Here is a 14,907-nt window from a genome sequence, read left to right as displayed (position 1 = left end):
GGAGAGCGAGGCCCGCGCTACGTCGTGCCGTGGTTGGTAACGATGAAATCGCTGGCGTGGAGGTTGCCGGCGGCCACGTTCTTGAGCAGGATCGTCTCGTGATCGTCCAGCGTGATCAGCGTATCGGCGTTCTGCTGGGTAATGGTGAGGTCGGCGACCGAATTGATGGCGTCGAACTGCCGCAGGTCGATCTTGTCCTGGGTCGTATCGAAACCGTAGACGGTGTGCTGGACGGCGTCCGTCGTTGATGCCGGGCCGAACACGAACTGATCCTGCCCGCCGCCGCTGATCAGCGTGTCGCTGGACTCGGTGGCGAAGATGACGTCCTTGCCGCTGGTGCCGGTCAGCGTGACCGGGTTCGAGCCGCCTTCGTCGAAGATGAAGTTGACGGTGTCGCTGGCGCCAAGGCTGTCGGTCACCTTGAAGGTGATCATGTCGACATCGGGCGGGGTGGCGCCCGGATCGTAGGTCACGCTGTGGAGAGCCGTGTTGACCTGGTCGAGCGACGCACCATCGATGGAGGTCGGGGTGACGCTGCTGCCTTCCTTCGCGCCCTCGGTCTCCGCAGTCACCGTGTAGGTTTCGGTCGAGGACCCCGAGACCGACAGACCCGTGACCGTGTCGGTATTCGTCGCCTCGTCGTGGACGTGGGTGAAATGCGTGGTGTCGATCACCGGCGACTGGTGGCTCCAGACGAGCTCCGTGCCGCCGCTGCCGTCGCTGCTCGTGCTGAAGCCGGTTTCGTCGTAACCGCCGGTGATGGTGAAGTAGTCGCCGTCGCCCGTGCCGTAATGGACCTGGAGCCCGCCTTCGGTCGAGACCAGCGAAACGTTCTTGGGGTCGATGCCCGCGAGGTCGATATTGTCGCCGTAACTGAAGCCCGTCACCGTGCCCGTGAAGTGCGACGTCGAGTCCAGATGCAGCGTGCCGACGCCGGAGCCTGCGAACTGGATCGCGGAATCGGAGGTGCCGCCGAGTTCGACGCTCGCGCTCATGATCTGCACGGTGCCGGAGCCGGTGAGATCGCCGAGGATCGTCGCCGCACCGGTATCGGCGACGAGAACGCCGTGGTTGGCCACCGAGCCGGTGTCGTTGATGGTGCCCTCGAGGACGAGCTTGCCGTTGACGTCGATATGGATGTCGCCGTCGACCGACATGGTGCTCGCGGTGCCGTTGAAGGTCGTGGTGCCCAGCACCTCGAAATAGGAGCTCGTGTCGGCGTTCAGCGTCGTGCCGTTAACGATCGAGGCGCGCAGCAACGCGACCGAGTCCTCTCCGACGAGGTCGATCGTTCCGCCGTTGATCGTGTTGTGGAAGAAGGCGATATGCCCGCCATCGTCGGCCTCCAGCGTGCCGCCGGCGTTGTCGATGGTGCTGCCCGGCAGGTTGCCGAAGCTCACGATCCCATATCGTCCGTCGGCGTCGATGGTGCCGGTGTTGACGACGTGCTGCAGAGCGTCGAGATAGGTGTCGGCGACGTCGATATGGCCGTGATTGACGAGAGTGCCGTTCACCACCAGGTAGCTGCCGACGCTTTCGTACTCGGGGTTATAGCCGGTGCCGGTGATGTCGAGCTCGGTGACGCTACTGAGCGACAGCCCGCCGATCACGCTGCCGTTGTCGTCGAGGTTCAGATAGACCGTGCTCTCGGTATCGACCATTGCGGTCTCGGTCGCGGTGGGCGCGTGACCGAGCGACCAATTGCCGTCATTGTTCCAGCTCTGGTTGACGCTCCCCGTCCACACATCGACGTTGGAGTCGTCAGCCGCATTCAGCGTGATCAGCGTGTGGCCGGTGCCGTCGTCGCTGCCGGCGAAATGCGCGTTGCTGTAGTCGCCGACCAGTTTCACCGTGATGCTGTGCCCGTAGGCATCGCTGACGACGAGGTTGCCGGTCTCCGCGTCGTAGGTCACGGTGGTGCCGCCGTCGAAGGTGATCGTCGACAGGTCCAGCTTGTCGGTCGCGGCAAAGCCCGCGACCGAACCGCCGAAGCTCGCGGTATCGATCTGGAGCTCGGCGCCGCTCCCCGAGAAGGTGACGGTCTGTGCGACCGTGGCCTTGACGTCGAGCGTCGCATTGGCGTCGATGGTGACGGAGCCGGAGCCGGACAGCGAGCCGAACAGCGTCATGGTGCCGCTGTCGATCTTGATGCTGCCGGTGTTGGTGATGGCGCCGCTGATGGAGGTCGAGCCCCAGCTCTCGATCTCGCCGGAATTGGTGATGGCGAAGGCCGCACCGTCCGCGCCGGAGATCGAGGCGCCGTTGTGCAGATCGATCTCGCCGGCATTGCCGAAGGTGGACAGGGCGCCGAAGAAGCTCGATCCGGACACCGTCCAGGTGCCCCCTAGCTCATTGTTGAAGGTCGCGCTGGCGACCGAGATATTGCCGTTGATGTCGCCGGTGTTGTTGATCGTGACGTGGCCGCCGGTCTCCACGATGGCATAGGTCGTGGACGTCACGCTGCCCGCGTCATCCGGCCCGATGGTGCCGGAATTGTCGATCAGCGCGGTGCCGGTGGTGTTCTCCTGGACGACGATCGCGGCGTGGCCGTCCGCGCCGACGACCGAGCCGGTGTTGGTGATGTGGGTCGAACCGGTCGCGCCGTCACTGTTCTGCGTGACGACGATGCCGACCGCACCGGTGCCGGTGAGATCGCCGTCATTGACGATGGTGATGTCGCCGGCGCCGGTGGCAACGGCCGAGAGTCCGACAAAGCCGGTCGCCGAGCCTTCATTGGTGACGCTGACGTCGCCGCCACCATGGTCGAAGGCACCAATCGCGGTGCCGGCGGCCGTGATCGACGACCCCTTGTCGGCCGTCACCGTGACGTCGCCGACACCCCAGGTGAAGGCGTTGATGCCAAGGCCTGCATCCGCAGTGATCGTGGCGTCGCTCTCCACGGTGACGTCACCATAGACGGCGTTACCGAATTGACCACTTCCGCCCGCCGTGTAGCCCGCCATGATGCCGGCCGGCGGATTGCCGCTCTGGGTCGTGGTTGACCCGGAATGGATGGTTCCGTGCGCGCTGACGAAGATCGTGCTTTGTACGTCGCTGCCGATCGCGGTCGCCTCATTGACTGCGTCAATTCCGACGCTGCCCGAATTGAGGACGTCGCCATCGGACATCACAACGCTGATGTCGCCGGCGTTGAGGCTGTAGGCATCGATTCCGTAGCCGGATGTTCCCGTGACATGAGCATCGGCGCCGATGTTGATCGTCACATCGCCTGTGCCGCCGCTGAGCGCCACCGCCTTGATGCCGGCCACTGCGCCGGTCACGGTGGTGCCGGCACCATCGTTCACCGTGATGTCGCCATTGCCGTAGTTGAAGGCGTGGATGCCGTGGCCGCCGGAGGTGATGTTGGCGTAGTTGTTGATGATGACGCTGCCGTTCACATCCGTGTTGGCCACCGAGCCAGTCGTGGCGCCGTTGTAGCCGGCCTGGATACCGCCTGGCGTATTGCCGCTCTGGTTCAGGCTGCTGCCGGAATTGATCGTACCGTAGGCATTGACTGTGATCGTGCTGTCGTCGGCCGCATCGATCGAGGTTGCCCGGTTGACCGCGACGATGCCGGAGCTGCCGGAATTGACGACGGTGCCTGCATCCGTGGTGACGGTCTCGCTGCCGCTGCCGTAGCTGCGCGCACGGATGCCGTAAACCGTGCTGCCGGTGACGTTGCCGCCCGCTTCGACGCTGATGTCGCCATCGCCATGGGTGGTGGCGTCGATGCCGTAGGCACCGCCCGCGGCGCCACCGAGCTGCTCGATCGTGATATCGCCATCGTTGGCCTTGTTGAGATTTTCAACGAGCAGACCAACTGAATTGGCGCCCGTGCCGGTCGCCTTGCCGGTGAGATTGGTCACGGTGATGTCGCCGGACCCGGTTGCGCTGTCGCGCAGCCAGATGCCGTTGCCGCTTTGGCCCGTAATGTCCTTTGTCGCCGTCAGCGAGATGTCGCCAACGCCGCTCTGGGTGACGAAGATGCCGTTAGCCGCGCCCGTCAGCGCGCCGGTCGGCGTGAGCACGATGTCGGCGGGAGCACCGATCGTGCCACCGGACGCCGTGAAGTCGAGCGCAACACCGCTGGCGGTGGTGATGTCGCCAGCACCCGTGACGGTGAACGTTCCGCCGGACGAGGACTGGCCGGCGATGGTGCCGGTAAAACTCTGGCCCGCGACATTGTCGAGCTCAAGCGTAGCGCTGCCGCCGGCAAAGGTGACAGTCTGGGCGGTCGCGCCGGCAAGCTCGAGCGTCGCACCGTTGTCGATGATCAGCGCGCCGGCGCCACTGAGGCCGCCAGCGAGATCGAGCGTGCCGGCCTGCACTTCGATGATGCCGGTATTGGTGACCACGGCGGTGACGATGTTGCCGCCCGTGACGCTGTAGAGATGGCCGGCATTGCCGAGGTGGCCGCCGTCGATCTCGACACCGGACAGATACAGCTTCGAGGTGCCGTCGACCGTTACCGTTCCGCCCGTATTGGTGACCGTAACGGCGGAGAGCTTCAGCGTGCCGCCGTTGATCGCCTCGAGCGTACCGGCGTTGATGATCAGATCGCCGGAGATGTCGAGCACGCCACCATTCGCCTCGATGAGGTTTTGATTGGTGATGGTGTGCAGCACCGCAGGGTCGATCGTCAGCGTTCCGCTGGTGACGTCGATCGTGCCGGTGTTGCTGATGTCGGCTTCGTTGATGGCGCTGATGCCGGTCGAGACCAGCGTGCCGGACAGCGTCAGCGTACCGCCGTTGATGGTCGCGCCGACGAGATCGAGCGCCGAGCCCGCGTCCACCGAAACCGTAGCGCCGGTGTTGGTGACCGTCGTCGAGATCAGCTTCAGCGTGCCGTCGTTGATTGCCGCCAGCGTTCCGGTATTGGTGACCGCCTCGCCATTGACGTCGAGCTCGCCGCCATTGGCCTGCAGCGTGCCGGCATTGGTGATCGTGGCCGAACTCGTCGCGACGAGCGCAAGCACGCCGCCGATCGCCTCGATCAGATTGTTGTTGGTGATGGAGCTATTGGTAACCGTGCTGGCGCCGCTGGACGAGAGCGTGCCGGACACGCTGAGCGCGCCGCCGGCGATGCTCGCACCGTTCAGCGTCAGCGTCTTGCCGGCGTTGATCTTCAGGGTGCCGTTGTCGGTGATCGAGGTCCCGGACACCGTCGCATCGTCGAGCGTCAGCGTGACATCGCTTTCGACGGTCACGGCGCCCTTGTTGAGCGTAGCGCCGCCGTCGATGCTGCTGTCGCCGGTGACGTCGATGCTGCCGCCGAGCGCGCCGCTGAAATTGTTGATCGTGCCGCCGGTGACCTCGGCCTGATTGAGGACCAGCACACCATGGTCGTCGACGGTGATGGTGCCGGACGAATTGGCGACCGCGATCCCCTGGTCCAGCGTCAACGTCGCACCGGCCTGAATTTCGATCGTCGAATCGTTGTCGACGGTCTGCTTGTCGAGGGCGACGGTCCCCGTGACGGTGACGGCGCCGGAATTGTCCAGCTTGCCATTGGTCAGGACGCTCGTCCCCTCCAGCACCAACGTGCCGCCGATGGTCAGCTTGCCGCTGTCGATGGTGCCGCCGTCGACGTCCAGCGTCGCACCGGCATCGACCTTGAACGTGCCGCCGGCATTGTGGATCTCGGCCAGCATCTTGAGCGTGCCGCCGGAGAGCTCGATCGTGCCGGCATTGGTGATCGAGGTGCCCGCCGCGAAATCGCCGCCGCCCGCGAGCGTCAGGGTGCCGGAATTGGTCAGCACGCTGGTGTCCAGGATCTCCGCCTTGCCGCCGACGGAAATCGTGGCGCCTACGGAGTTGGTCAGGATCGAGTCGGCGCTGAGATTGAGCGCTCCTGCGATCGTCAGTGTGCTCTGGTTGATGACCTGCGGCGCCGCATGCCCGGCGGACGTGTCGAAATCGTTCATGGTCAGCGACTTGGCGAACGCCGCCTCGTCGATCGTGACCGGATAGGACGGCGTCAGGCCGTGCAGCTGATCGGTGATGACGATGACGTCGTCATCGATCGTCGGCACGGTGCCTGTTTCCCAGTTGGCGGCGTCCTTCCAGAAGCCGCCGGGCGGGGAGCCGGCATCGCTCGTCGCGACCCACACCACCGCGGGGCTGTCGGTGCCCTTGATGGTGACGGTGATGGTCTGGGTCGTGGTCGCGCCCTGCGAATCCGTGACCGTCACGGTGTAGGTCAGTGTCAGGACCTCGCCCTTCGGAATGAAGTCGGCGAGGTAGACGGGCAGATCGGCGAGCGACCAGTCGATGACGCCGTCACCCGTCCCGGTGCTGTCGGTATCGATCGCAACCGACATCGCCTTTTCGAAGGTCGCCAGCGGTCCCGGCGGCACGGTGCTGCCGTCCGGCAGGGTCGCGCCAGTCAGTTTCACCGACACCTTGTGGGTGTCGGTAAGATCGACATCGGTAAAGGTCAGCGTTCCCGAGGTCGGCACCTCTGAGGTGAGCGGACCGCCGGGCACGCTGGTGCCGCCCTCGAAGGTGATGGTCGGAACGCTCGAGGTGATCACCGGTGTGTCGTTGGTGCCGGTGACCGTGACGGTGATGTCGATGAAGGCGGTTTCGTTGAGGGCGGTAAAATTGTTGTCGACACGGACCCGGTAGGTCAGCGTCAGCGTTTCGCCGGCGGCAAGGAAGTCGAAGGCGTTGTCCGGAACGCTGTAGGTCCAGGTCGCCGAGCCCGTGTTGCTATTGTCGGAGGCGGCAACGACGGTGATCTTGGCCTCGGTCGCGGCAATGTCGGCCTTTTGCAGGTCCGACAATCCCGCGGTGACGTCGTCGTGATTGGCGTTCTGGTAGGTGAAGGACGCGAAGTTCACCTTCACCGTCGGCCGGTCACCGAGATTGAAGTCGAAGAAGGTGACCTTGCCGCCGATCACGTCGAGATCGGTGGTATCGCCGGTCTTGCCGTCGAGCTCGGTGAGCGCGAACGCCGTCTTCACGTTGCCGGTGAGGTCGAGGCTGCGTGCGTCCGGCGCGCCGGGAATACGGCTGTAGGTCGATGACTTGTCGGAGGTGGCTGTGGACGGCCCGCTGCCGCTGGTGACCGTGTTGACGAAAGTCGCCTGCGCCGTCGCGCCGTCCGCCGTCTTGATCACCACCAGGTTGGCATCCTGCGTGATCGAATCGGTCGAGTTGTTCGTCAGCTTGGTGTTGGTGTTGTTGTCCGTGAACTTCAGCGAGAACACGTCCGTGATCAGCTTCTGCACGTCCGGCGACAGCAGCGCGTTGGTGACCGAGACGTTGCCGCCGCTGATCTGAATCATCTGCCCCGCCTGGTTGACGGTGGCGATCGGCAGCAGCGTGACCTTGTCGAACAGGATGTAGGAGCCGGTGGTGCCGTCCGGCTCGACCAGCACCTGGAAATTCGCCTGCGGCTGCGGATCGCCGCCGCCCGACGGAACCGAGAAGCTGATCTCCGTCAGCACGGCGGTGCCGCGGATGCCCATGGTGGCGACCGGCGTATCGATCTTCATGTCGCCGTGCTTGGCGGTCTCGCCGGCGACGAAGGTGATCGTGCCCGCGACCAGGCTCAGCAGCGACGAGTTGCTCGACCCGTTGGGGTCGTAGACCATCTCGTTCAGCACCATTCGCGCGTTGGAGGAAAGGCCGAAGACGGTGCCGTCGATGAAGGTGACGCCGAGGGTCGAATCCGACCCGGTCGATAGCACGTCGCCCTTCTCGACGTTGTCGCCGTTGTTCAGGATGATCGAGACGCCGTTGCGGACCGCCGTCGCGCTGCCGGTCAGCTTGGTGATATGGCCGATGACCTGCGCGGCGGCGGCGCCGGACGCCGCCTGCGCGTACTGGACGTTGCCGGCGAGCGCGTTGACGATGTCGCCGGTGAGATGGGCGCCATCGGGCGAGGCGATCGCGGCGCGCTTCTCGCCCTTGAAGTAATCGTGGATGACGAACTCGTGTCCGTCATTGGACAGCACGAGATCGACGCCTGCGCGCTTGAAGTCGCCATGGAACAGGAGATTGGGATCGGGAACAACGAACGCGCCCTGCGGCGCGTGCCCATGACCCAAGACGGAAAATGTATCGACGTGGTCATGGGCGGGCGCGTGGAAACCCTGGCCATGCAAGGAGAGCGCGGCGTCAAATTTGCCAGCGTAGTTCAACGGGGAAGCACCGCAAAAAGGGTTAATATTTAAAGGAGTATCTGCTGCCTATGCTTGCATATCATTACCAAGTCCTTAGCGGAACCGTCTATTTCCTACGCGAATCGAGACGGCCACCCCAACATAACCGGGAAGAGACGGCAGGAGAGCAGAGGAGCAAAAGTAATCCCTGGAATATTTACAGGTACAGCCCCACCAAATCGGCGACATATCCAATCACTCCAAGTATTCCGATGTTTAAACCCGCGCACAGATACTTACGTCATCTGTTCTTTGCAGTGCCCTGCAACATACTGTGGCAAATACGGAGCTTTAACTGTGACTTGGCTAACAGAACTGGCGGAATAAGCCCGCCATTAGTCATAAGCAGCAGATTCGGCTGCTGACTCAAGCTCAACCTGCAATTGGTTCCATTTCGCGGCAGCCGCCGCCTTTCCCGGGCCTGGCGGGTAAAATTTTACGTAAACCGGAGAGACCGGTTTCAGCCTGTTCCGCGGTTTTGGGACCCCTGCCGGGCGCGTTAAGCAGAACAAAACGGCCCTTCCTTCACTGTCTCCGCACCAGAAACAAAGCCGGCACGTGCGGGTCAGGGGTGTCCTGCCGATGCTGGACAGGGGAAGTCAGATGGAGACCGTTGCTCACTCGCGCGCCTGGCGCGCAGTCCTGCTCTTGTGCGGATTGATCCTGCTCGGATCGGCCGCCGACCTACGCGCCGGCACGCTGCTGTCGCCCGGGTCCGCCGTCCTCGTGCGGAAATCCGCCGAACCGTTCGGCGTGTTCGCCTTCGCGATCTCCGCAGGTCGCGTCCGCGACAAGTGGTTTCACCTGAAGGACAAGCTCGACGACGAGATGGTGCAGCTCGCGCTGTGCGACGGCGATCGCGACAACTGCGCCTCGCCCGCCGCATTGAAGCTGCTCGCCATCGTCGACCAGGCCCGTAGCCGCGAAGGCCGCGCCCGCCTCGGTGAAGCCAACCGCGCCATCAATCTCGCGATCAAGGCGGCCAGCGACGGCACTGATGATGTCTGGAGCTCGCCGCTCGCCACCTTCCAGCGCGGCGCCGGCGATTGCGAGGACTATGCGATCGCCAAGCTCGCCGCGCTTCGCCTCGCGGGCGTTGCGCCGGAGGATCTGCGCATCGTTTTCGTGCGCGACACGCAAGTCGCCGAGGAGCATGCGGTCGCGGCTGCCAGGCTCGACGGCCACTGGCTGATGCTCGACAACCGCCGCATGGCCATGGTCGAGGATGAGACGGCGCGGACCTATCAGCCGCTGTTCGTGCTCTATCAGTCCGCGGTGCTGAAATATGTCGACGAGCCGGCTCTCGTCGCGGCGCCGCAGAGCGACCGCCCGGCGGTGATCGCGGCACGCTAACAGCTCTAAGCTCCACATTCACGGTTTCGCCGCGCCGCGCGGGAAGCTAGCATGACCTATCATGCGGGCTCCGGGGACAAGTGGAATGCGGGCGTTCGTGCTGGCGATCATTGCGGTGTCGCTGATCTCGCCTGCCCGCGCGCAGGCGGCCAATGATCTAGCGATCGCCGACAAGCTGCCGCTCTTTACACAAAACCACTGCGAGCAACAGCGCGATCCCGCGGGTCAGCTGTTTTGCGGCGACGGCGAGCTTGCCGCAGCGGCCGAGAAGCTCGGCACGGCCATCGAGGCGCGGCTCTCCCGCCTGCCGGACCGTCTGCCGGCGATCGAGGAGAACGCGCTGTGGATCCGGCAGCGCAACCTGAGCTGCGGCATCTTCGGCCAGACCGCGGTCCGCACCGACGACATCGATCGCGTCAAGACCTGCCTGCTGAGGGAGACCGAGGAGCGCGCCGCGATCCTGCGCGACCCCGATTTCGATTGCCTCGCGGCCAACACGGCGGCCGGCGCGCTGATCTGCAGCGACCCGGAGCTGGCGCTGGCGGAGGAGGAGCTCAACGGCCAGGTCCTCGGCCTGATCGGCAAGCTGAACCCGACCGAAGCCCGCTTTGCCTTCGCCGAATACGGCCGCTGGACGAGGGAGCGCGATCGCAAATGCGACCTCGTCGGCAAGGAAAACGTGCCGCTCGCCGAGCTGTCGTCCGCGCAAGGCTGTCTCGCCGAATATCTGAGACGGAAGACCGCCGATATCCTTGGTGCCAAGGGCGATCCGAAGCGGGTGTTCGGCCGCCAGATCGCTGCACGGCTGCCTGATACCGATGCCGCCGACTTCTGCGTCGCCAAGATCCATGCGGCCAATTCCTGCGGCGGCTTCGTCCGCATCAGTCGTGTGTTCGCGACCGGCAGCGACGTCGAAGAGCAGGAGGCGAAGGTCACCGCCGATATCGATATGGTCGTGCTGTCGCCCTTCACCACCTGCAGCCCGGTCGCATCGACCTGCACCGGCACCTGCTGGGACCCCAGGTCCGGCAAGGCGCAACCGGCCGCTGCGGCCAGGCAGAACTCCCGGGAAAGCTTCAATGTGACGCGCCGGCTCAGGATCCAGCGAACCTTCGCCTTCCAGAAAGCCGCCGACGGCTGGCGCTGCAGGGAAGACGAGCTGGCGCCGGTGGAGTCCGGCGTCGCGGGCGGGGGATCGTGAGACGCGCCGCCGCTCTTTCTTCCTTCTCCCCTTGTGGGAGAAGGTGGCGCGCGTAGCACGCCGGATGAGGGGGTGCTTCCACGAGTTCACCGCTAGAGTTTCACGCGCGGAGAGAGACCCCTCACTCGGCTTCGATGCTTCGCATCGAATCCACCCTCTCCCACAAGGGAAGAGGGTGCACCATCCGCGCGGAGAGAGGCGAAGATCAGAACATCAGATTGTCCTTCACGAGCACCCAGCGGCTGCCCTTGACCTGCTGCACCTGGGTGACGGTGTTGGCGAGATGATCGGTCTTGGAGAACTTGGTCGGCGGCGAGTTGAAGATGTCGAGATACCTGTCGCCTGACTCCAGCGCATCAAGCATCTTCTGGCCGGTCAACTCCTTGCCCGCCTTCTGCGCATAGAAGGCGAAGGTCGTCACCGTATTGTAGCCGATGATCGCCTGCGTATTGGCATCGACGCCGAACATCTTCTTGTAGCTGGCGAGCCACTCCTTGACCTTCTCCTTGGCCGTGTCCTCGTAGGGAATCTCGAATTGGCTCGCCGCGTAGAGCCCTTCGACCGCGTCCTTGCCGAGGGCCGGCACTTCCAGCACGTTGGTCGGCGTAGCCCCCAGGAAGGTGACGTCCCAGCCGAGCTTCTTCGCCTCGCTCATCGCGCCGATGGTTTCGCGGATCACGGTACCGAGCACCACGAGATCGCAGCCGTCCGACTTCATCTTGGCGACCTGCGCGCTGAAATCGGAGGCGCCGCGCTTGTAGCTCGTCACCGAAGCCGGCTGCACCTTCATCGCGGCGAGCTGCTGATTGAAGCCGTCGAGCACGTTCTTACCGTACTCGTCATCCTGGTGCATGATGCAGGGCTTTTGGAAGCTCTTCGACTCCATCATGTATTTCAGCGCGGCCCGCGTGCTCTCGACGTAAGGCAGCAGATTGCTGAACTTCAGCCGCTCCTGCGGCTTGGCGGGATCGAACTTGAAGGTGAACTCGGCTGCCGACAGGGGGAAGAGCTGGAGCACGCCGGCGTCGAACAGGATGTCCTGCGCCGCGAGCACGGTCGGCGATCCCATCGGTCCCACCATAGCGAAGACCTTGTCCCGCTCGATCAGCTTTTGAGAGGCCAGCACTGCCTTTTTCGGATCGTAGCCGCTGTCCTCGACGACCAGTCGAATCTTGCGGCCGTTGATGCCGCCTGCGGCGTTGATCTCCTCGACCGCCATTTTCATTCCATTGGCGACGGGCACGCCCCAGCCCTTGATCGGGCCCGACAGATCCTGATGGGTGCCGATGACGATCTCGTTGGCCGAGATGCCTTCATTGGTGAACCTGGTTTGCGCGGCGGCCGGCAGACAGGTGAGCACCACCGCGCCCGCCGCAAGGCTGAACGCCCGAAACGATTTCGACATCGACGTCTCCTCTCCTCAAGGCCCGTGCTGCGCGAAGAGCGGGGCCCGTCGCTCCTTCGCTTTCCTCGGAATGGCTCGTTCACGCCACCGCGCGTTCGCGATACATCGCGTCGATCTCGTCGGCGTAGCGTCTGTTCACGAAGCTGCGCTTGAGCTTCATGGTCGGCGTCAGCTCCTCGTCCTCCGGCGTGAGCTGGCGCTCGATCAGGTAGAATTTCTTGATGGTCTCGACGCGGGCGAAATTGGAATTCACCGCCTCGATCTCGCGCTGGATCAGGCCCTGGATCTCCATCGCCCGACACAGGCTCGCATAGTTGGTGAAGGGGATGTCGTGATCCTGCGCGAATTTCTCGACGTTCTCCTGGTCGATCATGACGAGGCAGGTGAGATACGGCCGCTTGTCGCCGATCACGACGGCGTCGGAGATGTAGGGCGAGAATTTGAGCTGGTTCTCGATCTCCGACGGCGTGATGTTCTTGCCACCGGAGGTGATGATGATGTCCTTCATCCGGTCGGTGATCCTGACGAAGCCTTCATCGTCCATGGTGCCGACGTCGCCGGTGTGCAGCCAGCCGCGCGTATCGATGGTCTCGGCCGTCTTCTCCGGCTGGTTCAAATAGCCCATGAACAGGAAGTCGCCCTTGATCAGGATCTCGCCATCGGCTGAGAGACTGACCTCACCCCAGGGCACAGCCTTGCCGACCGAGCCGAGCTTGATCCGGTCGGATGGCATCATGGTCGCGACCCCGCAATTCTCGGTCTGGCCGTAGACCTCGTGCATGTCGATGCCGAGCGCGAGATACCAGCGGATCAGGTCCGGCGAGATCGGCGCAGCGCCGGTGAAGGCGATGCGGCAACGATCGAGCCCGATCATGCGGCGGATGTTGCGGAACACCAGCCAATAGGCGAAGCGGTTCGCGATCCTGAGCGCGAGCGACGGCGCTGTGCCCTCGAGCCGGCGATCGGTCATGAGGAAGCCGATGTCGATGGCGCGGCGATAGACCCATTGCTGGAACGGCGTTGCATCCTTCAACGCGATGGTAATCGCGGAATAGAACTTCTCCCAAACGCGCGGCACCGCGAGGAAGACGGTCGGCTGCACCTCGCGCAGATTGTCCAGTACGGTCTCCGAGCTTTCGGCAAAATTCATCACCGAACCGAGCGCCACCGAGATATAGTAGCCGCCGACCCGCTCGGCGACGTGGCAGAGCGGCAGGAAGATCAGCCGGTCGTCGTCCTCCCTCGCCGGAATGAAATCGCTGGCGTGGCGCATCTGATGCGTCACGCTGCGGTTGGAGTGCATCGCGCCCTTGGGCGGGCCTGTCGTGCCCGACGTGTAGACGAGAATGGCGAGATCGCCCGGGCCGCGGCTGTCGATCATTTCCTGCCAGAGCGGCTCACGGCCGACCATGTGATTGCGCCCGAGCGCGCGAAACTCGTCCAGCGACATCACCATATCGTCGGTAAAGCCGCTCAGGCCCTCCATGTCGAACACGATGATCTTTTGCAACGTCGGACACCGGGCGCGGCAGGCGAGGATCTTGTCGAGCTGCTCCTCGTCCTCGGCGAAGACGATGCGGGTGACGGAATCGTTGACGAGATATTCGACCTGCGCGGAGGAATCGGTCGGATAGATTCCCGAGGAGACGCCGCCGGCGCACAGAATGCCCATGTCGACATGGACCCATTCCGGCACGGCGTTGGCCATGATGGAGGCGACGTCGCCGGGCACGAAGCCGCGGGCGCGCAGCGCATAGGCGATCTCCTTGGAGATCTCCAGCCATTGGCGCCAGCTTGTCGGCTGCCAGATGCCGAACTTCTTCTCGCGGATCGCGGGCCTGTCCCCGCGCGTCTCCGCGGCGCGCAGAAAGCTCCTCGCGATCGTGTCAGCGACCGTCAGCACCGCCGGTCGGGCCATGCCACTTCCTCCTTGTCGCTTCGTCCCCTCGCGCTGCCTATCTTTGCCGGCGGTCTATGTCGGGAACCTCATTTAACGCCACGTCTTCTTCTTTTTCCAGCGCCGTTCGCCCCGCGCGCCGGCCTCCTTGGCACCAAGGTAAAACTCCTGGATGTCCTGGGAATGCATCAAGCGGTCGCAGGTGTCGTTCATGACGACACGCCCGATCTCCAGCACATAGCCGTAATGCGCCGTTTCCAGCGCCACCTTGGCATTCTGTTCGACTAGCAGGATTGACATGCCCTGCTCCTCGTTGACGCGGCGGATGATCGTGAAGATCTCCTTCACCAGGATCGGCGACAGGCCAAGCGACGGCTCGTCGAGCAGCAGCAGCGTCGGCCGGTTCATCAGGGCACGCCCGATAGCGAGCATCTGCTGCTCGCCACCGGAGAGCTGGCCGGCCGGCTGGTTGAGGCGCTCCTTCAACCGCGGAAAATAACCATAGACGCGTTCGAGATCCTCCGCGACACCGTCGCGATCCCTGCGCGGATAGGCGCCCATCATCAGGTTCTCGCGCACGGAGAGGAACGGAAACACCTCGCGCCCTTCCGGTACGTGGCTGAGGCCGAGACGGACGATCTTGTCGGCCTCCATGCGCTGTATCGGCCTGCCCAGAAACTCGATCGTTCCCTTCTGCGGATCGAGGATGCCGGAGATGGTCTTCAGCACCGTGGTCTTGCCCGCGCCATTGGCCCCCAGCAGCGTCACGATGCGGCCGCGTTGCACCTCGAGCGAGATGCCGCGGATCGCCATGATCGGCCCGTAGTAGCTCTCGACATTGGAGAGCTTCAGGATGATGTCGGGCGAAACGGCGGCGTCCATC

General features: G+C 64.0%; 6 protein-coding genes. 2 read left to right on the top strand and 4 right to left on the bottom strand.

Translation table 11 applies throughout. The features are described from left to right. Nucleotides 1–17 precede the first annotated feature (17 nt). Complete coding sequence (locus NLM33_RS33715; RefSeq protein WP_254102804.1) at nt 18–8,147, bottom strand: FecR domain-containing protein; 8,130 nt, start codon at nt 8,145–8,147, stop codon at nt 18–20. A gap of 624 nt (nt 8,148–8,771) precedes the next feature. Between NLM33_RS33715 and NLM33_RS33710 the strand changes: the two genes are divergently transcribed. After that, complete coding sequence (locus NLM33_RS33710) at nt 8,772–9,521, top strand: transglutaminase-like cysteine peptidase (protein ID WP_254102802.1); 750 nt, start codon at nt 8,772–8,774, stop codon at nt 9,519–9,521. An 85-nt stretch (nt 9,522–9,606) separates the two neighbouring features. Further along, entirely contained in the window at nt 9,607–10,722 is a 1,116-nt protein-coding gene (locus NLM33_RS33705; RefSeq protein ID WP_254102800.1) for a lysozyme inhibitor LprI family protein, read from the top strand. Between the two features lie 205 nt (nt 10,723–10,927). On the opposite strand, the gene NLM33_RS33700 is transcribed toward NLM33_RS33705, so the two are convergent. From NLM33_RS33700 to NLM33_RS33690, 3 genes are all read right to left on the bottom strand, one after another. Continuing rightward, nucleotides 10,928–12,127 carry an ABC transporter substrate-binding protein gene (locus NLM33_RS33700; RefSeq protein WP_254102798.1) on the bottom strand — a complete coding sequence of 400 codons (1,200 nt, stop codon included), beginning with the start codon at nt 12,125–12,127 and terminating at the stop codon, nt 10,928–10,930. A gap of 79 nt (nt 12,128–12,206) precedes the next feature. Further along, on the bottom strand, nt 12,207–14,045 hold the full coding sequence (locus tag NLM33_RS33695) for a long-chain fatty acid--CoA ligase (protein ID WP_254102796.1): 1,839 nt from the start codon (nt 14,043–14,045) through the stop codon (nt 12,207–12,209). A gap of 72 nt (nt 14,046–14,117) precedes the next feature. Beyond that, nucleotides 14,118–14,906, bottom strand: coding sequence for an ABC transporter ATP-binding protein (locus tag NLM33_RS33690; protein WP_254102794.1), 789 nt, complete (start codon nt 14,904–14,906; stop codon nt 14,118–14,120). Nucleotide 14,907 lies beyond the last annotated feature (1 nt).

The organism is Bradyrhizobium sp. CCGUVB1N3, assembly GCF_024199925.1.
Classification (GTDB): domain Bacteria; phylum Pseudomonadota; class Alphaproteobacteria; order Rhizobiales; family Xanthobacteraceae; genus Bradyrhizobium.
Note: the sequence above shows the minus strand (reverse complement) of the source record. Positions and strands in the feature narration are given on the sequence as shown.